Annotated in this window: 14 protein-coding genes and 1 riboswitch; of the genes, 10 read left to right on the top strand and 4 right to left on the bottom strand. The window is 41.3% G+C overall.

The features are described from left to right. Positions 1 to 676 precede the first annotated feature (676 nt). The 4 genes from tenA to thiM are packed head-to-tail and all read right to left on the bottom strand — an operon-like array spanning position 677 to position 3,576. Positions 677 to 1,327 carry a thiaminase II gene (tenA, locus tag MUB18_RS19940; protein WP_248754360.1) on the bottom strand — a complete coding sequence of 217 codons (651 nt, stop codon included), beginning with the start codon at positions 1,325 to 1,327 and terminating at the stop codon, positions 677 to 679. Then, on the bottom strand, positions 1,314 to 2,147 hold the full coding sequence (thiD, locus tag MUB18_RS19935) for a bifunctional hydroxymethylpyrimidine kinase/phosphomethylpyrimidine kinase (protein WP_045752397.1): 834 nt from the start codon (positions 2,145 to 2,147) through the stop codon (positions 1,314 to 1,316). The genes tenA and thiD overlap by 14 nt, the downstream gene beginning before the upstream one ends. Then, on the bottom strand, positions 2,144 to 2,782 hold the full coding sequence (thiE, locus tag MUB18_RS19930; protein ID WP_248754359.1) for a thiamine phosphate synthase: 639 nt from the start codon (positions 2,780 to 2,782) through the stop codon (positions 2,144 to 2,146). The genes thiD and thiE overlap by 4 nt, the downstream gene beginning before the upstream one ends. Continuing rightward, positions 2,779 to 3,576 (bottom strand): hydroxyethylthiazole kinase, encoded by a 798-nt coding sequence (gene thiM, locus MUB18_RS19925; protein ID WP_248754358.1) that lies wholly within the window; start codon positions 3,574 to 3,576, stop codon positions 2,779 to 2,781. Before thiM ends, thiE begins: the two co-directional genes overlap by 4 nt. Positions 3,577 to 3,636: 60 nt before the next feature. Then, a riboswitch (TPP riboswitch) is annotated at positions 3,637 to 3,729 on the bottom strand. A 146-nt stretch (positions 3,730 to 3,875) separates the two neighbouring features. On the opposite strand from thiM, the gene MUB18_RS19920 reads away from it, so the two are divergent. From MUB18_RS19920 to MUB18_RS19875, 10 genes are all read left to right on the top strand, one after another. After that, entirely contained in the window at positions 3,876 to 7,787 is a 3,912-nt protein-coding gene (locus tag MUB18_RS19920; RefSeq protein ID WP_248754357.1) for a two-component regulator propeller domain-containing protein, read from the top strand. Between the two features lie 159 nt (positions 7,788 to 7,946). Continuing rightward, positions 7,947 to 10,523, top strand: a complete 2,577-nt coding sequence (locus MUB18_RS19915) for a hypothetical protein (protein ID WP_248754356.1) — start codon at positions 7,947 to 7,949, stop codon at positions 10,521 to 10,523. A gap of 137 nt (positions 10,524 to 10,660) precedes the next feature. After that, positions 10,661 to 13,642 (top strand): SusC/RagA family TonB-linked outer membrane protein, encoded by a 2,982-nt coding sequence (locus MUB18_RS19910; RefSeq protein ID WP_248754355.1) that lies wholly within the window; start codon positions 10,661 to 10,663, stop codon positions 13,640 to 13,642. A 183-nt stretch (positions 13,643 to 13,825) separates the two neighbouring features. Beyond that, positions 13,826 to 15,391 (top strand): RagB/SusD family nutrient uptake outer membrane protein, encoded by a 1,566-nt coding sequence (locus MUB18_RS19905; protein ID WP_248754354.1) that lies wholly within the window; start codon positions 13,826 to 13,828, stop codon positions 15,389 to 15,391. Positions 15,392 to 15,422: 31 nt separating this feature from the next. Further along, entirely contained in the window at positions 15,423 to 16,475 is a 1,053-nt protein-coding gene (locus MUB18_RS19900) for a DUF5111 domain-containing protein (RefSeq protein WP_248754353.1), read from the top strand. Between the two features lie 54 nt (positions 16,476 to 16,529). After that, complete coding sequence (locus tag MUB18_RS19895) at positions 16,530 to 17,558, top strand: arabinogalactan endo-beta-1,4-galactanase (protein ID WP_248754352.1); 1,029 nt, start codon at positions 16,530 to 16,532, stop codon at positions 17,556 to 17,558. Positions 17,559 to 17,887: 329 nt separating this feature from the next. After that, on the top strand, positions 17,888 to 18,481 hold the full coding sequence (locus tag MUB18_RS19890) for an RNA polymerase sigma factor (RefSeq protein WP_248754351.1): 594 nt from the start codon (positions 17,888 to 17,890) through the stop codon (positions 18,479 to 18,481). A gap of 168 nt (positions 18,482 to 18,649) precedes the next feature. Further along, positions 18,650 to 19,681 carry a FecR family protein gene (locus MUB18_RS19885; protein ID WP_248754350.1) on the top strand — a complete coding sequence of 344 codons (1,032 nt, stop codon included), beginning with the start codon at positions 18,650 to 18,652 and terminating at the stop codon, positions 19,679 to 19,681. A gap of 35 nt (positions 19,682 to 19,716) precedes the next feature. Next, on the top strand, positions 19,717 to 23,277 hold the full coding sequence (locus MUB18_RS19880) for a SusC/RagA family TonB-linked outer membrane protein (RefSeq protein WP_248754349.1): 3,561 nt from the start codon (positions 19,717 to 19,719) through the stop codon (positions 23,275 to 23,277). A gap of 12 nt (positions 23,278 to 23,289) precedes the next feature. Beyond that, positions 23,290 to 24,654 carry a RagB/SusD family nutrient uptake outer membrane protein gene (locus MUB18_RS19875; protein WP_248754348.1) on the top strand — a complete coding sequence of 455 codons (1,365 nt, stop codon included), beginning with the start codon at positions 23,290 to 23,292 and terminating at the stop codon, positions 24,652 to 24,654. Positions 24,655 to 24,696 lie beyond the last annotated feature (42 nt).

The raw sequence follows: 24,696 nt of genomic DNA, 5'->3' as shown, positions 1-24,696 counted from the left end.
GAGGTAAGTTAGAAAAAAATCAATAAGTCGAGATCTTAAAATTTAAAAACACCTTTTAAAGCTTAAATAAGCTATTATTCGATTAAAATCGTCCAGTCAGTGATCACTTCTTCGCTTTGTGCAGTCCCTTCTTGAAAAGATGGAGTCCCTTTTTCTGAAGAAGGAGAACAAGTTTTCTAAAGTTAAACCTCTTGTCGCAAACAAGTGATAAGTTGTTGTCGAGGTTGGATCAGTATTTCTATAACTGCTGATGTCTTTTTAGGAAAAGCGATCCCTTGTTGCGAAGTTATGTTCCCTTATTACAAACAAGTGATCCCTTGTTGTGAAGTTGTGTTCCCTTTTTACAAACAAGTGATCCCTTGTTGTGAAATTGTGTTCCCTTTTTACAAACAAGCGATCCCTTTTTGTGAACTTGTGTCCCTTTTTACAAACAAGTGATCCCTTATTGTGAAATTGTGTTCCTTTATTACAAACAAGCGATCCCTTTTTGCTAAATTGTGTTCCCTTATTACAAATAAGCGATCCCTTCTTGTCAAGAAGAGATCGCTGAAAGTCAACAAGTGATCCCACTTTTACGCTCTTTATTTAACTTTTTGCTATAATTTTAATAAATAGGTAGTGCGCTAACTATTTTTTTTGTCACTGAAATGAATAATAGGATTTAACCTCTTTTTCATTACATCCAACTTTTGATATCATATGCCGCTTCCCAGAAATAATATTCCATTTTTGAAGCAGTAATAAAAGCTTCGGTCATCTTTTCTCTAATGGCTGGTGATGCTTCCGCTGCCGCCTTGTCGCACAGATCAATGGCTTGCTGGACGGCAATAGCAAAGTCTTCACCACCATAGGTATCGATCCATTTTTGGTACGGATGATTGCTGCTGTTCACCTCATTGAGGATATGATCACCGACTTTTTTATAGATCCAAAAGCAGGGGAGTACCGCGGCCATAGCGATTTCAACGGCATCTAGTGCTGCCGTGCTTTTTAAAAAGTGAATATAATGATGACATACGGGCCCCATCGTTCCCTTTTCGGTTAAACCAAAATCCTGAAAGTATGCATGATGCAGGGCATTTTCGACCACAATCGCTGTCTCCGCATACTTGATATAGTGTAAAGTAGTATCTACATCATGTGCCCGAGCTGCGATCAGTGCTAATGCTCTTCCGAAGTGTTCCAGATAGAGGGAATCTTGCGCCATATAGAACTGAAATTTATGTATAGGTAGATTTCCAGCAGCTAGTTCAGTAATAAAGGGCATTTCTAAAATAGACTGATAGTTATTTTCAATTTGATTCCAAGCGATTTCAGACCAATTCATTTTTAATTAATTTATCAGGGTTAAAAAAGTGGTTAAGAGGGCCATTGCCTTTTCCGATTACGACATCTTTTCCATGTTTAATAGCTTCGTAGATATAATCTTGCGCTAATGCTACTGCGGTATGAAAATTTTCTCCACGTGCCAAGTAAGCGGCGATAGCTGAGGAAAGTGTGCAACCCGATCCATGTGTATTTTTTGTCGCAAATTTTTTCGTTTCAAAGGCTGTGTACTGGCCATTTTCTTCAAAAAATAATGAGGTTAAGGTAGCCGTTTGTTGATGTCCTCCTTTAACAAGAACATGTTTACAGCCTAGGGTCTGAATAATCTTTGCCGCCTGATGCATATCGTCCAGATTTTTTACATCAATGCCAGCCAGTAGTGCAGCTTCGTCCATATTTGGAGTGATGATGTCGGCTATTGGAAATAGCCTGTCCATGATGGTTTGGATGGTATCTGCCTCAATAAGTGTATGACCACTTGTCGCCACCATGACAGGATCAAAGACGATCGGGATCTTTGGATAATGACTTAAAGAAGTCGCGATGGTCTCCACCAGTTGGGGGGTATGGACCATGCCTATTTTAATAGCAGCAGGCATAATATCATCTAAGATCGCGGCGATCTGGTCGGATACAGCTGCTATCGGAATGGGATATATTTTTTGGACTCCTTGTGTATTTTGCACCGGCAGAGCAGTAAGGACTGACGTCGCATAGCAGCCCAGTGCTGAAAAGGTTTTAATGTCGGCCTGAATGCCAGCTCCGCCACTACCGTCAAAACCAGCAATGGTGAGCACCGAAGGATAGGTGTATTGTTTCATTTTAATAGTTCATTTTTAATTGCATAAGCGGCTTGCTCTGGATGGTCAGCACCACAGATCGCGGAGACGACTGCTAACGAATCGGCACCCGCTTTAACGATTGCTGATGCATTTTCCAATCGTACATTTCCGATTGCAACTAAGGGCTTATCTGTACGAGAACGGATCATTGCTAATCCGTTCAAGCCCCATTCCGTTACGGTATCTGTTTTTGTTTTCGTATTAAATATGGGGCTGACGCCTAAATAATCTGCTACAGCGGTGTTTTCATCATCCAATTGATGGAGATATTCTATGGAATAGCCAATTGTTTTGCTTTCAAAAGCATGTACACGTCGCAGTACAGCAGGAGCGATATCCCGATTTCCGACATGGATTCCAGCAGCACTTATTTTTTCAGCTACTTCAGCATGATCATTGATGATCAGTGGGATATGATATTTATCGGTAATCTCTTTCAATTTCAGGGCTTTATAAATAAACTCTTTAGTCGTGATCTCTTTTTCACGCAGTTGAATTATATCCACACCTCCACGTATTGCCTGTTCAGCTACATAAAGGAAATCACGTCCTCGGCAGTCCTTTTCCGAGATCACTAAATAAAGTGGATAAGGAAATGAGGGGTGCAGGTTCATGATTGGGTGATTTTTAAATGGGTAAGAAATTCGTGTTCGGTAATGTTATAGAGCTTGTCCAGAATATGGGTCTGCAGACTTGCGGGGCCAGCACTTTCTTTTGCGGCTAATTCTCCTGCTATGCTCAGTAAACTCATTGCAGCAGCAACAGCTTCCGTTTTATTTTCAACCGCAGCAATAAATGCCGCGATCAGGGCCGATGCAGTACAACCTAATCCGGTCACCTTGGTCATCATCGCATTCCCATTCTTTAGGTATATACATGTGTTGTGGCTGATAATGATATCTGTTTCACCTGAAATACATATGATTGCGCCTGATTTGGCGTGTAGATTGCGAGCAGCCTCAATAGCCTCGGTACTGATCACGGTACTATCTACCCCTTTTGTCACCACATCTGCTGTTTTTGCAAGAGCAATGATTTCAGAAGCATTCCCTCTGATGACGGTAGGCTTAAAAAGCAACAGTTGATTTAAAACAGTATCGCGGTAGGAGGTCGCACCTGCACCTACAGGATCTAAAACCCAAGGTTTCTGGATTGAATCTGCTTTTTTAGATGCCATGAACATGGATTCGCTCCAGTACTCGTCCAGCGTACCGATGTTGATGACCAGTGCATGCGATAGCGTTACCATTGCTTCGACCTCAGGTTTGGCGTGTGCCATGATCGGTGATGCACCCACTGCCAACAGTGCATTGGCGGTATTATTCATCACAACATAGTTCGTGATATTGTGAATAAGAGGCGAGGTATTTCTTACCTGAATGATGTGTTGCCAGAGTTTTTTTTCCATTCTTATATTTTTAACAATAAAAGCTTTAGGAAAAATCCATAACAACAGTCCGGATAAGTAGATGGACTGATTGCTTTTCCCTACGCCGGTGTTAGCCGGATCAGGTTCAAAGGGACTCTCTCAATTCTTTACAGAATACCCCTAAAGCGTATACAAAAGTATTGAAAAAAAATGAATTAATGGATAAGCGCCCAAACTCATCATCACAGGCTCTTTAGTACATTTCTTAAAAAGTGTGCCGATAAAGTTCCACATTGTATTTACACTTTTAAATAATTATGTTTGTAAATACCTTGTTTATGATGCGGACAGTTTATTTGTTTTTCTTGCTATTCCTTTCGCTTTGCGGTCCTTCTGTTTTTGGGCAATCGTTAGATTTTCAATTTTTTAGAAATATAGGGCTTGGAGCAAAAGCGAGTACAGTGCACTGCTTTGCGCAAGATAGTCTGGGTATCCTTTGGTTGGGTAGTAATAATGGATTATATAGTTACGATGGTTATTCCCTTCATGCTCCGACTGAAGCTGCATTGCCCTATCAGACCTTCATTTATAGTATTGCTGTTCTTGACGGTACTCATCTTGCTTTGGGGACAGGTAAAGGTGTTTTTTTATACAATTATCGGGAAGATCGGTACGAAGTATTTCCAACGGGTAGCCCTTCAGATGTCAGGTCGCTCCTGTTAGTTGGTGATCAACTATGGATCGGTTCCATCTCTGGTTTATATGGCTACGACACGAAAACCAAGAAACTGACCAATTACGGAAAAACTTGGTATCAAGATTTGGATGGACAAGCCATTTATGCTTTATCCACTCAATCCGATAAAATTTTAGTGGGTACTTACAAGGGGCTGTATCAACTCCATCCTGCTCGTAAAGAGGTGAAGAAATTGGTTTTACCAGATTATAAATCGGGTAGTAATCAATTTGTCAATTCTATTTTTTCTTTGACTTCGGCTAAAATAACATTTATAGGAACGGAATATGGCCTGTACAGGTATGATAACAACACTGAAAAGCTGTCTAAAGCACCGGTACTGCAAAATCATCCGATCAAATCCATGGCGACAAAAGATGGCCAAACGTTATTGATCGGAACAGATGATGGTCTCTTTGAATATCAGCCTAGTGTTCACACGCTTTTGAGAACCAAGCATGATTCCCGAAATCCGTATTCCTTAGCCAATAATATTATTTGGAGTATCTATCGGGATCGTAGCAACAATATGTGGGTTGGCACAGACTTGGGCATCTCCCTATGGTCAAACCAACAAAAGGAGAAAAATTTTCCCATTTATCAGTTTACCAATAGTAGCGATGGGAATCGATTTTACAAAGTATTCAAAGATCGTGCGGGATGGTATTGGCTTGGTGGCGACAATGGTTTGATTCGGACCAGAGGATTGGGGCAAAAAGATTTCGAAAGTTACTGGTACCGGATGGATGCTGCTCCATATAAACTTCCCCATAATCGGATTCGGGATATCTATGAGGATGTTGCGGGACATTTATGGATAGCTTCTGACGGTGGGGTCAACGTATTTGATGCCCAGACCAAACAGTTTAGAAGTTTTGATATTGTGGATTCAAATGGCATGAGAAATGCAAAATGGGCCTATAATATCTTAGAGGATAAGCAGGGGAATCTTTGGATAGCAACCTATATGGGTGGTATATTTAAGGTCAATAAAAATAAACTTCTATCCTCTTCGGGATCTTTTATTGCTAATAAAAATTATACTCAATCTGATGGATTATTGGCCGATTTTGCCAATCAGATCGTTGACAATGGACGGGGCAAAATTTTGGCTCTGTTTTATAACATGGGTATCAGTAGCATTGATCCTGTGACGGGAAAAGTGGAAGAATGGAAAGATAAAGAGGGTAAATCGTTGAACCAATCAACGTTTATGTTGAAAGATCGGGAGGGTACGGTGTGGATAGGGCAGCATGGTGAATTGAGGCGGGTAGACAAAAATGATCGTAGTGATCTTCTTGTTTTCGATCCTGTGGTCAAAGGAGAAGTCACCGCTATGGTAGAGGTCGGTGATGAGATCTGGCTTTCCACCAGTGGAGGCGTGTGGAGTGTAAATAAAAAAAGCTTAAAACCCGAGTTACTGAAGTACAGCCATGATATAACGGCGATGTATTTTGACCAACTTCAACATGAAGTCGTTCTGGGCGGAATCAATGAGCTGACGGTGTTACCTGAAAAAGTGATTGATGAATTCAAGCAAAAGACGAAAAAAATTGTCCTCACTGCGATGTATGTGAACAATGAGGCCTACGGTAATTACGGTTATGGTTTGCGCTACAGAAATGAAATCACGTTAGATCATGACCAGAATAACCTGAGACTTGAATTTTCGGATCTGGATTATGGCAATCATCTTGGGCACCGTTTAGCCTATAATTTTAAGGATAAAAATGAAAATTGGATCCCGCTGGAGCGTGGAGATAATAAAGTCCTGCTTTCCAATTTAAGATCGGGTGATTATCATCTGCAGTTGACAAAAGTGGATCTTTCTGGAAACGTAGTGTCGGATATCTATGAATACCATATTGTGATCAAGCCTATCTGGTATGCGTCTATATGGGCTAAAATCGCTTACGTACTGGCAGGTCTTGGTCTGATCATGTGGGTGATGAACTTTTTTCGTGTGCGCAATACCTTAAAATGGGAAAGACGTGAACGGCACAAAGTTTTGGAACTGACCCGAATGAAAATGGATTTTTTAACCGCGATCTCCCATGAGCTGAAAACACCACTCAGTTTAATTTTAGCTCCTGTCAGCCAATTGATGCGCAAGACAAAAAACAGTGAAAATAAGAAAAGCTTAGAGGGGGTGCATCGCAATGCGCTTAAAATAAATAACTTGATTCAAGAAGTAATGGCATTTGATAAAGCCGAAAATCAAGATTTATCAATACCTAATTTACTCAATTCGCAAATTGATCTCGTCGCGTATGTCAAACAGATCACCGAAGAATGGCAAAATAATACGGCTTATGCACATCTGGAATTTTATTTTAGTTCAGATATAGAAAGTGTTTTTATCTATACAGATGTCTCCAAGTTGGGATCCATTTTAAATAATCTGCTGTCCAATGCATGTAAATATAATCGGCAGGAAAAGGGATCGGTTGCTGTTAAGATCAACAAGGGCGAGGGAACATTAAACCTGGCTATTGTCGATACTGGAATAGGGATCGGCCAAGAAGATCTGCCTTATATCTGCAGCAAATTCTACCGTTCATCTTCCGATGAGGTCAATCGACTTGAGGGAACGGGCGTAGGCTTGTATCTGGTCAAGAATTACTGTGATCAATTGGGTTGGGAAATGGATATTGTATCCACTTATCAGGTGGGAACCGCGGTATCGATTAGGATGTTTATGGATCGGGGAGAGCTTAAGGAAGAAGGTGAAGAAAACATACCTTCAGATAAACGGAGGCTCCTAATTGTGGAGGATAATGAAGAATTGTCGTCTTTCTTAAAAGTAGCCCTCGAATCCTACTACCACTGTAAGGTGGCGAAAGATGGCCATGAAGCCATACAGTTGATCAATGAGCATGAATTTTTACCAGATATCATCATTTCTGATGCGATGATGCCGGTAATGGGAGGACTTGAATTAGCCAAAAAATTAAGGCAAAACACACTGACATCAACCATACCTATTATTTTATTGACCGCCAAGAATGATGATCTGATCCAACGTGAATGGGTTGCGGTGGGCATAGATGCGTATATGGCTAAACCTTTCGATCTGGAAGTCCTTAAGATGCAGTTGCTGCATTTACTGGACAAAAAAGATAGACTGGCAACCCAGCTGCGTATCCAGGAGATCAGTCAGCCGAGGGTGAGCAGTGACCAGGTATCCCCAGATGAAAAGTTACTGAGTAAAGTGACAGCGATCATCGAAAAGAATATCGATGATTCGGATTTTTCGGTACAGCGACTTGCTGAAGACACGGATACTGGAGCAAAGCAATTGTACCGTAAGATTAAACAAATGACGGGCTATACTCCGGTCGAATATATTCGGACGATCCGGATCAAAAAGGCAGCTCTTTTATTGCAACAGAAAAAGTTTACCGTTGCCGAAGTAATGTATATGGTCGGTTATACTAATGCTTCTTATTTTTCCAAATGCTTTCAGGCAGAGTTTGGTGTCACACCGAAAGCTTATATGGATCGAAAAGACTAATGGGTTGTTATTGAGCTTGTTGTTTTTATTGTCTAATCGATTGATATTGCAGATGTCCAATTTGTGTTGTTCTTTGTCCGATATGCGTTCGTAGATATCGTATGCGCTTTATAAGTTTGTGTTATCAATTGAAACCAAATTTATAAACTGAATTATTGTATGCGAATAAGTATTTTATTTATCGGCGCTATTTTTGCGTTTTTGACTTCTTTTTCTCAAGAAAATAATCGAGTGCCTACTATTTTTGTGGACAAGCAAGGTGTCATGCGCTGGTCGGATACCCAAAAAGAGGCGTCTTTCTACGGCACGAATTATACGGCTCCATTTGCCCATGCTTATCGTGCGCTATCTTATAAAGGAGTCAACCATAAAGAAGCGATAGATCGGGACGTTTATCATCTCGCTCGTCTAGGTTATAATGCTTATCGCATCCATATCTGGGATGTGGAGATCTCAGATGCAACCGGTAATCTTTTGGAAAATGAACATCTGGACTTGCTGGATTATCTATTTTTTAAATTACAGGAGAAAGGTATCCGCATTTTAATTACGGGGATGACCAATTTTGGAAACGGATATCCGGAAAAGAATGAAGCTACAGGGGCTTTTACTTACCTTTTTGATAAATGTCAGGTTCATGCTGATCCACGGGCAATAGCGGCACAAAAAACATACATCACACAGCTCCTTCGTCACAAAAACCCTTATACAGGTTATGCCTATCAAGAAGATCCCTATGTTGTGGGATTTGAAATCAATAATGAACCCTGCCATATGGGATCGGTACATACGACAGCAGCTTATATAAAAGAAATGGTAACCGCTATGAAGAAAGCAGGAAATAAAAAACCTATTTTCTATAATGTAAGTCATAATATCGATCATGTGCCGGCATATTTTAATGCGGATATTCAGGGCACTACTTATCAATGGTATCCCGTTGGTCTGGTTGCTGGAAAACAACGTCAAGGAAATTTCTTGCCCTACATTGATCAGTATAATATCCCTTTTTCATCCGTTAAGGGGTTTGCAAATAAAGCCAAAGCTATTTATGAATATGATCCGGCCGATAATCTATACGGTTATATGCATCCGGCGATGGTGCGTACGTTTCGTTCTGCGGGTTTTCAGTGGATCACACAATTTGCGTATGATCCCATCGATATTGCGGCCTACAATACCGAATACCAAACCCATTACCTCAATTTGGCTTATACACCAGCTAAAGCAATCAGCACCCTGATTGCAGCAGAAATTGCCTATACGATTCCTAGAAATCAACAATTTCCAGCTTATCCTCAGGACACACTCTTTGGCGATTTTACGGTCAGTTATAAGCAAGATCTGTCTATGATGAATACGCCAGAAAAATTTTACTACAGCAATGAGACCTCATCTTTTCCGAAGCAAATTGATCGACTACAACATATTGCGGGCTATCGATCTTCACCTGTTGTCGGTTATACGGGTTCCGGTGCTTATTTTTTAGACCAATTGGAAGACGGACTTTGGAGATTGGAACTGATGCCCGATGCGGAGCAGGTGGCAGATCCATTTGGCAAACCATCCCTTTCCCGTGAGGTGACGCAAATTTTGCACACCCCACATATGATGGATATCAAATTGCCCAATCTTGGTACAGCATATACAGTTCAACATATCACAAATAAGACCGAAGACAACAAACTCCAGCAGGTGCAGCAAACAAGTTTTGTCGCAACTCCGGGCGTGTATCTGCTGAAGCGAAAAGCCTTGATCAGTAAAAATATCTGGACAGCTGATAGCCGATGGAAACTAGGAAAGATCGGTGATTTTTATGCTCCTGCAGCAACTGTAAACAGTCAACCGGTGATGCTGCATCAACCTGCTCCAACGATAGAGAAAGGTAAAGCAGTTAGATTAGATTTTCGCTTGATCACGGCACAGCAGCCCGATTCGATCATCTTGCAGACGGATCAGGTTTCTTTCTGGAAAGCGCATAATCCTTATATTAAACTGTTGCCGAAGGACCATTATACTTACGAAGCTCAGCTACCCGAATCGATGTTGCAGGGAGACTTGATCCGCTATACCGTTACCGTATTTATGAACGGCAAGCAGTTCACCTATCCTGATGATCAAAATGGGGCACCGCTAGATTGGGATTATCAGATCGGTCAGTATTGGACATCTGCTCTGGTTGAATCGAGCAGTCCCATACTCCTGACCCAAGCCGAAGGACTGGACGGTCCATTTGAACGCTATGCGATTCCGGAGAAAGCTTATGTAACGGGTAAAAAAGTACAAAACAACTTGACCGAAGTGGCACAATGGCAATACACGTTCGAGGGTAAAGATGCTGGTTCCCGTTATTTCTGGGTGAAGGATGTGAAGGATATTATTACTGCACGACCTAAAGGAATAGCGCAGGCAACAACAGTCTGTATACAGCTGCAATGGAAAGATCATGTAGGTACATTGGAAATCGGCTTTGTGGATGATCAGGGATATACCTATGCAAAACACGTGTTTGTGGACAATCAGGAAAAGAATGTGCTGCGCATACCTTTGACTGATCTGAAGATGATACCCACTGCTTTATTACCAGCTCCTTATCCCGACTTTTTAAACCGTTATTTCCATCCGGAGATCCCTCTTCCTTTTATAAAGGATAAAATAGAGAAATTGGTTATAGCGACAAATGGGGAAGTGCAGCAGGGGGCTTCGGTTTCAATTGGAGCGCTTTGGTTAGAGTAGGCTTTGTTGGGACAAAAAACGGAAGGGAGTAAACTTTTGTCGTCGTGATCTGGGAAGGGGTATAGACCTTCTTGATCCGTGCAGGCGTCAAAATAGAGAGATAGCATTAAATTATATACGATTATAAATCTAAAAAAATGAAGGGTTTTACATTTAAAACAAGTGTATTGGGTTTGTCTTTGCTTTCGTGTTTAAGCGGGATGACCGATCTGCATGCGAGTATGATACCGCATAGCAGATGGACAAAACCCCTGCAACAAGAAATACGGGGAATTGTGCGTAACGAAAATGGGGAGGCTTTGGTAGGGGTGACAGTGATGGTAGCGGGTACAACAGTAGGTACATCCACATCAGCTGATGGGTCTTATCGGATCTTGTTACCTAATGGCAAGTCGCAACTTGTATTTTCCATAGTAGGTTATAGCAGTCAAACGTTGACTGTGACTGGCCAAAAGCTGGATGTGCAGATGAAGGCTAGTGGTACGGTATTGGAAGAATTGGTCGTGATCGGCTACGGTAGTTCCAATAAAAAAGATCTGACTGGCGCGGTGACAACGGTAAGCAGTAAGGATTTTAATGCAGGATTGGTCGGTTCTCCAGAACAATTGATCAATGGTAAGACTGCTGGGGTGCAAGTGATGTCCAATAGCGGTTCGCCCTCTGCGGGAAGCACGATCCGTATCCGTGGAGGAGCATCGCTAAGTGCGAGCAATGATCCTTTGATCGTACTGGATGGTGTGCCTTTGGAAACGGGTGGTATCAGCGGTAATAGTGGCAATTTTTTAAGCTTGATCAATCCCAATGATATCGAGAGCATGACGGTATTGAAAGATGCCTCTGCAACGGCTATTTATGGTTCTCGGGCATCCAATGGGGTTTTGTTGATTACCACAAAAAAAGGAAAAGGGGATACCTTACGACTTTCATTTTCGTCGATCGTATCAATGCAGCAGGCTTTGGGGGTTGCGGACATGATGTCACGTGAAGAATTTGCAGATCTGATCAATACCAAAGGTACTGCAGCACAGAAAAATTTATTGGGCAATGCCTCTACGGACTGGTTGGAAGAAGTTTTCCAACAGGCAATGGGTACTGATAATAATGTGAGCTTGCAGGGTAAAATAGCCAAGACATTACCGTTTCGTGCTTCCGTTGGTTATTATGATCAACAGGGGACCTTGCGAACGGATAGGAGCGAACGGATCACAGGTGGGGTGGTGCTGACGCCAACTTTTTTTGATCAGCACTTATCTGTAAATCTGAATTTGAAAGGTGCCAGAAACAACAATCGTTTTGCGAATACGGATGCCATATGGTCTGCCATCGCTTTTAATCCGACACAACCGATCTATTCGGGAGTGGACGCCTATGGGGGTTATTACGAAAGTTTGGACAATGCGGGTCTCCCAGCTACAGGAGCTAATCTGAATCCGCTGGGTCTGATTAAACAAGAGAAACATCGCAGTACTGTCAATCGAGGTATCGGAAATCTGGATATGGATTATAAGTTTCATTTTTTACCGGCCTTAAAGGCACATGTGACCATCGGGTATGACTACGCCAAGGGTAGTGGTTCTAATCATATTCCAGCAAGTGCGGCAAATAATTTTTTGATTGGCGGTGCATATGATGCGTATGAGCAGACCCTTAAAAATAAATTATTTACAGGTTATCTGACTTATAACAAAACTTTTCCCACAATCAAAAGTACGGTAGAGTTTACGGCAGGACACGACTATCAGCATTGGAGCTCAACAAGACCTGCCATTAGTTATTTTAATGAAGCCGGAGATTTGCGTTCTACAGGGATCGCTTCGGACGAAAGACACACCTTGATTTCTTGGTATGGCCGATTGAATTATAATTACGATAGCCGCTATCTGTTGACTGCCACGATCAGAAAAGACGGTACTTCCAGATTTAGTCCAGAAAATCGTTGGGGAACATTTCCATCGCTTGCCCTGGCTTGGAGACTTTCGGAAGAATCTTTTTTAAAAGATGTATCTTTTTTGGATGATCTTAAACTTCGTGGTAGTTATGGGATCACAGGGCAGCAAGAAGGGATCGGCAATTACGAATATCTGCCGGTGTATACCCAAGGTACTCCCTATGCTCAATATCGTTTTGGCGATCAATACCATCTGGTGTACCGTCCATCGGTCTACAACAGAGATTTAAGGTGGGAAACGACTAAAGCTTTTAACTACGGCTTGGATTTTTCATTATGGAAAGCACGAGTTTCTGGTTCTGTCGAATACTATACCCGCAAAACACATGATCTACTTGCCAATGTACCTGTTGCTGCAGGGACAAATTTTGATCAAAATGCGACCATCAATGTGGGTAATGTGGAAAGCAGAGGTTGGGAGTTTCAGTTAAATACAGTGCCTGTTCAGACCGATAATCTAAGATGGGAAGTAAATATCAATGCGACCAATCAACATACTCAGGTGACCAATATTGCTCTGGTACAGGACGCTTCATCCGTAGGAAGTTATGTAGGACCGGTAGTCAGTGGACGGGGTATACAGATATTGACCACAGGATACCAACCGTATATGTTTTATGTCTATAAGCAGTTATATGATGATGCTGGAAAACCATTAGAAGGTATCTATGCTGACCTAAATGGCGATGGAGCTATAGATGAAAAGGATCTATACCGGTATGAATCACCTGCTGCGAAGTGGTTATTTGGTTTCAATACGCAATTGTCTTACAAGAAATGGACAGCGGCTACGACTTTGAGAGCTAATCTAGGTAATTATGTATTCAACAATACCAAAATGAATCTCAGCGCTTGGGAGACGGTACAGTACGTAGACCCAGCACTTAATAATCTGCATCGCGATTATTTCAATACTGGATTTCAAAGCAGACAATATTATTCAGATTATTATGTTGAAAATGCTTCGTTCTTACGGATGGAAAACTTTTCGCTGGGCTATAATTTTGGGAAGATCGGAAAGGTGTCCAATCTTCGAGTGGGTGCTATCGTACAAAATGTATTTGTGATCAGTAACTATAGCGGTAATGATCCGGAGGTCCCTAGTGGCTTTGATAGTTCCTTCTATCCGCGTTCCCGCACATATTCTTTAAGCTTAAATTTAGATTTTTAACCCTTTTAAAAACCAAGTTCATGTCCGATGAAATCCTCATGAATACCTGTTTACATACAGCGATGAATAGGGCTTATGATCGCTTCATCAACGATAAAAACACTGCGGGCAGCATGCCTAAAGACACAATCAACTTCTGAATATATAACCGGGCTTACGAGCTCATAACGTAATGATATACTGATGAAAAACTTGAAAATATATAGCTGTAGCATACTATCGATCTTTCTAATGCTGTGTTCATGCACCAAGGATCTCGATCAATATCCTACAGTACAGACCACATCTGAAGCCGTATATACTTCAGTAGCTGGTTATCGTTCGGTACTGGCAAAATTATATGCTTCTTTTGCTGTCGCCGGAAATGGTCGTGGAGATGCCGATCCAGATATGGCAGGAGCAACAGCTTCATGGGGTTACCTGCGCGTTTTCTTTAATTTGCAAGAGGTGCCCACAGATGAGGTTATTTATACTTGGGCCGGTGGTGATAACATGGAGGATATACAGTACGTAAAATGGGGCGCATCCGACACTTGGGTGAATGCCATGTACTACCGTATCTACTATTCAATTGCATTATGCAATGAGTTTTTAAGGAATGTGACGACAGAAAAATTAGCCGCTTTTGATCCTGCAGAACGTGCCGAGATTGAGCGGTTTGCTGCCGAGGCTCGTTTTCTACGCGCTTTAACGTATAGCCATGCCATGGATCTGTATGGCCATGTTCCTTTTGTAACAGAGAAAGATCCTGTTGCTGCATTTTTTCCTCCTCGTATAGCAAGAGCTGATCTTTTTAACTATATCGAACAAGAGCTAATCGCTGTTGCAGACCTGTTGCCCGAGGCACGTCAAAATCAGTATGGTCATGTCAGTCGAGCTGCCGCTTGGGCTTTACTTGCTAAAAACTATTTGAATGCGCAGATCTATACCGGCACAGCACGCTACGCCGACTGTCTGCTGTATAGTAAAAAGGTGATCGATAGTGGACATACGCTGCATAATGACTATAAACAGCTGTTTAATGCTGATAATGATAAATGTTTGAATGAAATTATTTTTCAAATTCAAGCTGATGTAGCCCATACGACAAGCTGGGGGGCAACCACTTATCTGGTCAATGGTCCTATCGTGGGAAGCATGCAGGCTGCAGATTACGGCGTGATCTCTGGATGGAACAGTTTCCGTACCCTGCGTGAATTTGTTTCTATATTTAATGCTAATGATAAGCGAGGCGATTTTTGGACTAAAGGGCAATCTTTGGATGTCGATGATCCGGCTTCTTCTAGTCAGGGATATGGTGTGGTAAAATTTACCAATTTAAATGATGACGGCACTTACAAAACAGATGAAGGTCTAGTGAGTACCGATTTTCCAATGATTCGTTTGGCTGATAGTTATTTGATGTATGCCGAGTCCGTTCTACGTGGTGGTGGCGGTAATATCCAAGAGGCGCTCAATCTGGTGAATCAGATTCGTCAACGCGCTTATAAAGGTTCCGCTGGCGCTATTACGCAGGCACAGCTTACGTTAGATTTTATTCTTGACGAACGTGGAAGAGAGCTTTTTTGGGAATGTACAAGACGGACCGATCTGATCCGCTTTGGACGCTTTACAGGTAATACGTATTTGTGGCAATGGAAAGGTGGGACTGTCAATGGAAGTAGTGTAGATGCAAAGTTCAATCTGTATCCGATACCGACTACTGATATGACTGCCAATCCCAATTTAATACAAAATACAGGTTACTAAATAAGCTATTTATTATCCAATTACACCGATTATGAAAAAATTGATTATTTATACGTTGGCCTTCCTTTTATTTTCTTGTAAAAAGGAAGGCGGTGAGCCCGTCCTGACAGGTTTTGAGGCAGCAGTGCTCCATAGCAGCACAACAGATGTTCTGTTGACATCTACTGATCGTAAAAGTCTGGCATTGCAACTGGTATGGGAGGAGTCGAATTTGACTAGTGCACAGCCAATCGCTCCGTCTACGCTTCAGCATACCGTTGAATTTGCCGCAGAAGCGACATTTGCCGTGATTGCTAAAAAGAGCGAACAAGTGGCGCCATCCTTGAGTTATACCCACGAACAATTGAATAGTTTAGTAACAGCTATGGGCTTTGAACCTGGGAAAAAGACAACTTTATATGCACGTGTTTCGACACGTCTAGCACGTAATGTTGATGTCGTATATAGTAATGTGATCGCCATAGCGGTGACGGCTTATGAACCTATTGTTGATGCCCAATACCTCTATATGGCCAACAAGGAACTGACACAATTTCCATGGAAGATATGCTCGCGTAAGGAAGATGGTTTCTATGACGGATTTGTACAGGTAGACCAATGGTTTAACTTCTACCTGACCAATGAGGAAAGCGCCAATGCGTCTGTGATCTATGGTTCTTATCCATTGGAAGGTAGCCAATATATTCTGTATAGTGGAGATGATCGTTGGAATAGTTGGACCAGCAATGGGGGATACCTGTACCTGACTGCCGATGTCAATAAATTAAGCTGGAAAGAGACGGTCGTCGAATCCTTGTCCGTCACCGGTGATTTCAATGGATGGAGTGCGTCTGCTACACCCATGACTTACGATAAAACGGAGAAATTGTGGAAAGCAACGATTACGAATACAGTTGCGGAGCAATGGGGGATCAAGGTCTTGATCAATGGCAGCTGGACGTGGTTTTTTGGAGCTGCAGAGGAAGCAGGAACCTGTCATCTATATACGGCAGACGCCAGTGGTTTTGTATATGACAAGATCGGAACACATACGCTTGTACTCGATCTGAGCGATCCTAAAGCATTTAAGTACTGGGTGCAATAGGTTGCTGTTTTGGGTTAAGGGAAAGAATAATAGGTCGGTTTTAAAAAGAATGAGATGAAAAACTTAATAATAGATTTACGATTTTACTTGATTTGTTTATGCTTCAGCTTATATAGCTGTAGCGATGAAGGGGTGGCACAGCCGATACAACAAACGGGCCATTTAGCTCAAGGTGCTGATGTCAGTTGGATCACAGAAATGGAAGCTTCGGGTGTACAGTTTTATAATACGGGGGGAACTTCAGTGGACGGTATGAAGCTCGTCCAGTCGTTGGGCGTCGATGCGGTCCGATTGCGGGTATGGGTAAATCCTCAAAATGGATGGTGCAATCAAGATGATCTTTTGGTAAAAGCACGACGCGCAAAGCATCTGGGGATGCGCTTACTGATTGACTTTCATTATAGTGATACTTGGGCAGATCCCGGACAGCAGAACAAACCAGCTGCTTGGTCCACATTATCTTTTAGTGAATTAAAGTCTGCTGTAGCATCCCATACGACATCTGTACTGCAATTGTTGAAAGACAATGGTATCCAACCAGAATGGGTACAGGTAGGGAATGAAACCGGAAATGGGATGCTCTGGGAGGATGGAAAAGCTTCGGTCAACATGGCTAACTATGCGGCGCTGAATAATGCAGGATATGATGCGGTGAAAGCAATTTTGCCAAATAGCAAAGTGATTGTACATCTGCAAAATGGTCAGGATAACAGTTTATTCCGTTGGCTTTTTGACGGGTTAAAAAATAATGGTGGTAAGTGGGATGTGATCGGAATGTCGTTATATCCCAATAAAGAAAACTGGGAAGCGTATAATACGGCTTGTATCAACAATATCAACGATATGATCAGCCGTTATCAATCGGAAGTGATGATCTGTGAGGTGGGGATGAGCTGGGATGAAGAAGAGGTTGCAGAACGATGGCTGAGCGAATTGCTGAAAGCGGCAAATGGGATTCCGAATCAAAAAGTATTGGGGATATTCTATTGGGAACCTTTGGCTTATGCCGGGTGGAATGGATATACCCTTGGTGCATTTGACAATAACGGTAGACCAACAAAAGTATGGAATGCCTTTAAATAAACTGGATCCATTTAATCGGTTATAAAGAACAATTTTTTACTGTTCAAGCTGTTCGATCCATTTGTAAAATAAGAGCAATTTGTTGTTTTGAAAATCCATGTTAGTAAAAGCCACTTGAATAAGTGGCTTTTGTGATGATATCCGGTTATATTATTTTTGCTTGGCTGGGCAAAATGTTGGATAATCAATAATTTTTGTGTGATTCTTTTGTTTACAAGAGCTTTTCAAAGGATTATCTTTCATAAATTACATAACATCATTTTTTTTTATACATTTGAAAAAGAAGATTTTTCGGTTAGGCCTCAAAATAAAAAATCTTTTACTTACTTATGGATTCCGATTTACAAATATGGCAGCTGTTCCAGGTTGGACATGAAGCATCGTTTAAAGTTCTCTTTGAACGATACAACCAATCTTTGTATAATTATGGATTCAAATTTACACAGGATAATGCTGTCATTGAAGATAGTATACAAGAATTATTTGTCAAGTTGTGGAGCAATAAAGAAAATTTAAATACCGACGTATCGGTTAAAAACTATCTGTATAAATCATTTCGTCGTAATTTGATTAAAAATATTGAGCAAACCATAAAGCGTGCTCACGTGACGAACTCAGCGATCGAACATCTTCCTTTTACCATAGAACTGCCCCATGATGTCAGCATGATCCGCAAGGAGCGTGTGCTGGAGATCAAGGATAAACTGGATCAGGCCTTGTCCAATATGACCGCTCGTCAACGCGAAATCATTCACCTTCGTTTTTTTGAAGAACTCACCTATGCTGAAATTGCAAGTATTATGGGGCTGTCGACCAAGGATACCTATAAACTGTATTATCGAGCATTGGATAATCTGAAGAAACACTTTGGAAAATTTGGCGTTTTGGTGCTTTTGCATCTGATCAACCAAGTCAAATTATAAATCAAGTATCCAACACTTGATGTGATGAATAGACAACGGTTCCTGCGTTGTTAGTAATAAATAACCTCTTAAATTAGGTATTTACTAATCGTTTTTGAATTTTTTTAAAAAAAATAAAATTTATTGGGGTAAAATTTTGAAAAGAGGTGTATCTATATAAAAAAGGTTATGGATCCTCAATTTTTAAAATACAAAAATTATAAAGCAGCAGATTTTTTTGCTGATGAAGACTTTGTGCAATCCAAGTTGGGGCAGATCGAGAATGAAAAAGATTTTTGGGACAGATTGGGCGCACATGATCCGGAGCTGTCCGTTCAGATGGATATCGCTGCGCTCTGGATGACATTGATCAAGGAACAACCAGTTGCTAAAAGCCAGCTGACGAGTGATCAACGTTGGGAAAACATTCAACATGCAATTCCTACCTATTCGCGAAAACAAAGTCAACAACGATTGATTCGGAAAATAGTCAAATGGACTGCGCGTGCTGCGGCCATCATTGCTTTTATTTTTATCGTTTATGATATCAGTCAATTCGGAACGAAATCGACCCATACAGCATATGGTGAACGGACCGAGGTATTATTACCAGATGCTTCCCTGATTAACCTAAATAGCAACTCGAAGTTATCTTATATCAGAAACTGGAAAACGGACAAACCTCGGGAAGTATGGTTCGAAGGTGAAGGTATGTTTGAGGTAAAGCATACGGCGCTCAAAAACCGTTTGCGTGAGAATGATCTATTTGTGGTACATGTAGGCGAACTGTCTTTAACAGTGCTCGGGACCAAGTTTAATGTAAAAGATCGCCGTGGTCGTATCGAAGTCACCCTTTTCGAAGGAAGCGTTAAAATTGACGGAAAAAACGGAGTGGACAAATTGCTCAAACCTGGAGAGACCTTTATTTATGACAAACAGTCAAAAGGGAACGAAATTGTTCACAACTCGAATCCATCTAAAGTATCATCATGGACCCGTGGTGAACTCAATATAGAACATAGCAATCTAGCTCATATCGTCAGTGTGCTAGAAGATAATTATGGTTATCAAGTCCTTGTCGAAGATCCAATGCTTTTGGATAAGCGTTTTACCGGAACGATTCCTTTGAAGGGAATTGATGATGTGCTCTTTGTGATCAAACATACCATGGACGTTGATATTGTCGTACAAAACAAACAAATAATAATAAAACCTAACTAACTAACTAACTAACTAACTAACTTTAATCAATACTTATGAAACCACGATTACTCGTGCTGCTTTTCTGCCTGTTTACCTATGCGGGCAGTTATGCACAAAAAAAGGTGAGTCTCTCCCAAGCTCTGGATGAAGTAACCCGGATTTATGGGACAAAATTTTCTTATGAAGAGGGCTTGATAAAAAATGCCTTTATCGATTCAGAACTGGTCCCGAAGAATAAAAGAATGCCAGTAGAATCTGTATTGAAGGAACTTTTATATGCAAACAATTTCTTGTTCCTATATGTACAAAATAATTATTTTACCATCATCCGTGATAGTCGTAACAATCAAGGTCAGGACGGCGATGATCGTTTTTGGAAGGTGATATCTGGTGTGGTGAAAAATAATGAGGGAGTACCTTTGGTAGGGGTGACGGTTATAGCCGATGGGAATGCCGTTAGGAATGGCGTAACTACCAGTAGCGATGGACGCTACACCCTACGCTTGACTGATCCAGCTGAGGCGCTTATTTTTTCTTATGTCGGTATGGAACCGCAACGCCGTGTCATCGGAAGCCATAATCAGATCAATGTGTCTATGAGCGAGGTCGTCCATGTCCTCCAAGATGTGGAGGTGGTTTCGACAGGTTATACCCAGCTACCAAAAGAACGTGCAACGGGATCATTCGGTACCGTTACGGCAAAACAAATACAAGAAACTCCAGCGATTAATGTCTTGGAACGTATTCAGGGTTTGGTACCAGGGATGTATGTCGATCCTAGAAGTAATGCGATCCGTATACGTGGTATCAATAGTTTTGGAACGGGCGGGACGCCAAAAGATCCCTTGATCGTAATCGATGGATTTCCAATGGCAGAAACTGTAGATGCATCATTTTCATTAACCGGTAAAGGAACTACGCAGAGTTCAGGAGGTGCGATATTAAGTCGGATCAATCCTAATGATATTCAAAGTATCACAGTGCTTAAGGATGCTGCAGCTTCATCTATATGGGGAGCGAAAGCGGCAAATGGTGTAATTGTTATCGAAACAAAGAAAGGTCGCAATATGCCAACTTCGCTGACTTTCGGTACATCGTTAAGTATAGCAGCGCCTGCAGATCTTAATAAAATGGATCGGATGTCTTCTGCACAATATATTGATTTAGAAAAGCAATTGTTTGAAGAGGGTTTTATCGGAGATAACATCATCAAAAAAAGTTGGGACCCATTTAATACCAATAAACCACACTCCGAATCTATGGAATGGCTGTTTCGAGTAAAACGTGGTACTGCAACTGAACAGGAGCGAGATGCGGCACTAGCCAAACTCGCCGCTACAGATAATAGGGATCAAATCAAAGATTATCTATTGCAAAATGCAACATCACAGCAATATAACCTGTCAATATCGGGGGGAGCAAACAAAAGTACCTATTTTGTTTCCACCAACTACAGCAAGGATATTCCTGTTTTTCGATCCAATAAGGCAGAGAGTTTCACAACAACAGCCAATTTAACCAATATGCTCTTTCATGATCGGGTGCAGATTGCTACAGGAATAAATTATAACTACGGAAATTCCAAGACGAATAATGCGGCGGTCAATGCACTTTCATCAAATCCATATTCTGGAGGTCTACTACCCTACGATATGTTGAAAGATGGGGATGGAAATAACATCAGAAGATACATACAATTTAGACCAGAAGTAACTCAAGATTTTGAAAAAAGAGGTTACCTAGATTGGGCTTACAATCCAATAGAAGAGTTGAAAACTGGAAATTATGACGATCAGACGCATCGTTTGCGCATGCATATGGATGTCAATACCAAATTGAACAGCTGGGCGGATCTATCAGTGATGGGGCAGTGGCAGCGTGAAATGAATAACCAGGAAAATATCGATGATGTCACAAGTTATGCACTACGCAACCAAATCAATATTGGAACAACTTTTAATAAAAATGGAAATTTTGTTTACGGTTATCCCATGGGAGGTAATCTAGGGGTGCGTAACTACAATGGTTCGCAATATGTATTTCGTACGCAATTGAACGTCAATAAAGCTCTGGGACAAGATGCTGAACATCATCTCAATTTCTTAGCTGGAGCGGAATGGAGACAAAATAATTATAGATCCTCAACAGATACTTATTTAGGTTTTAGCGAGGATACTTATTCTTTTGCTGTGATCAATCCAAGGGGGAATTATAATACCATTTATGGATGGGATAATTATTTCAACTCCAATGCTTCAATAGCGAAAAATACATCTCGTGCTCTTTCTTATTATTCCAATGCGGCTTTCTCGGCTTTTAAGGGAAAATATGTATTCTCTGGAAGTGTCCGTTTTGACGACTTTACTGTTGTGGGTGCATCGCGCGACCAACGGGCTAAACCGCTGTGGTCAGTGGGCGGAAAGTGGGATGCGAAGAAAGAGAATTTTCTAAAACACGCTGCTTGGGCGGATGCCTTGGGTATACGCATGACTTATGGTGTCAACGGAACATTGCCTCAAAGTGCAGGTAGAACAATCATTATCAATACAAGTAGTGATTTGGTCACCAATGAAGTTACAGCAAGTATTGTATCGCCAGCGAATAAACAGATTTCTTGGGAAAAGGTCAAAACCTTTAATATCGGTCTTGATTATGGAACCTGGAATAATAGATTGCAATTTAACTTTGATTATTATACCAAGCGTTCGTCCGACATCATTTATGATTTTCCATTCAATCCTACCTATGGCTGGACAAGAGTCAAATTTAATAGTTCTACGATGGAGGGACATGGGATAGACTTGGGCGTAAAAGCGGCATGGTTACAATCGAAAGTGAAATGGAATACCCTCTTTAATTTTGGATACAATACCAATAAGGTGACCGATTCACGATTCGTCAATCCGACTCGGGTATTGGATTATATCAATACGGGTGTACCGATTGTGGATAATCCGACGGACTACATGTATGCGTATCGTTGGGCTGGTTTGGATAACCAAGGACGTTCACAGATCTATAAACAAAATGGTGAAATCGTAGCCGCAGATGCTCCTGCTACAGCTCTTACTGTTGATGATCTGGTGAAAGTTGGCAGAACAACGCCGCCATATTTTGGTGGATTGTTTAATACTTTTTCTTATAAAGATTTTACTTTGGGTGTACGGATTAGCTATGAATTGGGACATGTGTTAAGACGATTATCCGTGCAAAATTATCCCGATTATGCACCTTATTCTGGTGCGATCGGTTTGCAGTCTGATCTTGCTCTTCGATGGAGAAAGCCTGGAGATGAAGCAATAACAAATGTACCTGCATTGAGCAGAGCGGGATATCAATATAATAATTTGTCGCGCTATGCCAGTTCCGATGCGCTCGTAATCAGCGGTAGTAATGTGCGTCTACAACAAATTGACCTCGCTTATGATGTACCGCTTAAAACACTTGAAAACACACCATTTAAATCGGTAAATGTGAGCGGTAGCGTGCGTAATCTGGGATTGATCTGGCGCAAAAATAAGGATGGAGTCGATCCAACTTATAGAACGTTGAACAGTTACTCCAACTTGCCTCCATCGCCAACATTTTTTGTTACGCTAAATATGTCTTTTTAAACAGCAAAAGCTATGAAAATCAAAAATATTTTACTCTATAGTTTGGTTATCTCAGGAGCTTTACTTACTTCCTCCTGTAGAAAGTACGTAGAGATCGACCAAAATGATAAACGTACGTTAAAAACTACAGACGACTACCTTTACTTGCTCAATAACAAAGTTAACTTTGAAAGTTCTTTTGTGCTGCCTCTGATCACCAGCGACAACATCGCTGCAGATGTGGCTACATCTGCGTCGACTGCTTGGGGGGAAATCTACCAGCGCGCTTATTTGTGGAACGATTACTTCTACATCGATAACCAGCAAGATATAGCCTGGAACAATTTATATAAACAGATTTATATCGCTAATGAGATCTTGTCGGGGGTGATGGGGAGTCAAAGTGGGAGTGAAGCACAGAAACTTCATGTTGCTGCAGAAGCACGCGTGCATCGCGCGTTCGCTTATTTTTCTCTAGCAAATCAATATGCACCCATTTACGATCCAACAAAAGCAACTAGCCAGCAGGGTTTACCATTGCTATTGACACCAGATCTTTTTCAAAACTTAAGCCGTGTATCCTTATCACGAGTATATGAGCAAATTATTGAAGATCTTAATATCGCGATTGGAAACTTGCCCAATTTTCCATCCTTCAATTATCACCCATCCAAGATTGCAGCCTATGCACTTTTATCGCGGGTGTATTTGACCATGAGAAATTTTGAGGAGAGTGGAAGATATGCCGATTTGGCTTTGGCGCTTGATCCAACGGTGTATAATTTGGAAGAATATACTTCAGCAACTTATCCTAGACTTATTGACGATAAAGAAGTGCTACTTTCAAAACTGAGCTCAGGCTTTGTTCGTGGTCCACTCAATCCCGATCTTGTAGCACTTTATGATCAGAACGATCTACGCCTCAAAATGTTTATCGGTACAGATCCAAATACGTTTAAAGGTTATGTGTATATCAAACCTTTGTCCAATGGCAATTTCAGTTATAATGCATACATAGGCTTGAATACACCTGAAATCTATCTCAATAGAGCTGAAGTGTATGCACGCCAAAATAATGTGGCTAAAACAGTGGAAATGTTGAATCTATTACGTAAAAAACGTTTCCAAGCAAGTAAATATGTCGCATTGAAGACGACAGATGTCCAAGCCGATTTGTTGCAATATGTGATGGATGAGCGACGTCGAGAATTTGTAGGGACAGATTTACGTTGGTATGATATGAGAAGGTTAACGTTGGATGGCAATTATTTTAAACCGGTAACGAGATCACTTAACGGAAAGAGCTATACCTTACAGGCAAATAGTCCCCGTATGGTATATCCTATCAATCAGGAGGTGCTCACGCTAAATCCTGAAATCGGTCAGAATCCTAGATAATAACTGTCAGAAGAAAACCGTCATGAGCACGCGTAGACAGCT

The sequence above is a fragment of the Sphingobacterium sp. PCS056 genome, from assembly GCF_023273895.1.
Taxonomy (GTDB): Bacteria; Bacteroidota; Bacteroidia; order Sphingobacteriales; family Sphingobacteriaceae; genus Sphingobacterium.
The sequence above is the reverse complement of the archived record's forward strand: the minus strand, read 5'-3'. Positions and strand labels throughout refer to the sequence as shown.

Coding starts and splice junctions, on each gene's coding strand:
- tenA (WP_248754360.1), bottom strand. CDS start 1,327: ATGAATTGGTCTGAAATCGCTTGGAATCAAATTGAAAATAACTATCAG.
- thiD (WP_045752397.1), bottom strand. CDS start 2,147: ATGAAACAATACACCTATCCTTCGGTGCTCACCATTGCTGGTTTTGAC.
- thiE (WP_248754359.1), bottom strand. CDS start 2,782: ATGAACCTGCACCCCTCATTTCCTTATCCACTTTATTTAGTGATCTCG.
- thiM (WP_248754358.1), bottom strand. CDS start 3,576: ATGGAAAAAAAACTCTGGCAACACATCATTCAGGTAAGAAATACCTCG.
- MUB18_RS19920 (WP_248754357.1), top strand. CDS start 3,876: ATGATGCGGACAGTTTATTTGTTTTTCTTGCTATTCCTTTCGCTTTGC.
- MUB18_RS19915 (WP_248754356.1), top strand. CDS start 7,947: ATGCGAATAAGTATTTTATTTATCGGCGCTATTTTTGCGTTTTTGACT.
- MUB18_RS19910 (WP_248754355.1), top strand. CDS start 10,661: ATGAAGGGTTTTACATTTAAAACAAGTGTATTGGGTTTGTCTTTGCTT.
- MUB18_RS19905 (WP_248754354.1), top strand. CDS start 13,826: ATGAAAAACTTGAAAATATATAGCTGTAGCATACTATCGATCTTTCTA.
- MUB18_RS19900 (WP_248754353.1), top strand. CDS start 15,423: ATGAAAAAATTGATTATTTATACGTTGGCCTTCCTTTTATTTTCTTGT.
- MUB18_RS19895 (WP_248754352.1), top strand. CDS start 16,530: ATGAAAAACTTAATAATAGATTTACGATTTTACTTGATTTGTTTATGC.
- MUB18_RS19890 (WP_248754351.1), top strand. CDS start 17,888: ATGGATTCCGATTTACAAATATGGCAGCTGTTCCAGGTTGGACATGAA.
- MUB18_RS19885 (WP_248754350.1), top strand. CDS start 18,650: ATGGATCCTCAATTTTTAAAATACAAAAATTATAAAGCAGCAGATTTT.
- MUB18_RS19880 (WP_248754349.1), top strand. CDS start 19,717: ATGAAACCACGATTACTCGTGCTGCTTTTCTGCCTGTTTACCTATGCG.
- MUB18_RS19875 (WP_248754348.1), top strand. CDS start 23,290: ATGAAAATCAAAAATATTTTACTCTATAGTTTGGTTATCTCAGGAGCT.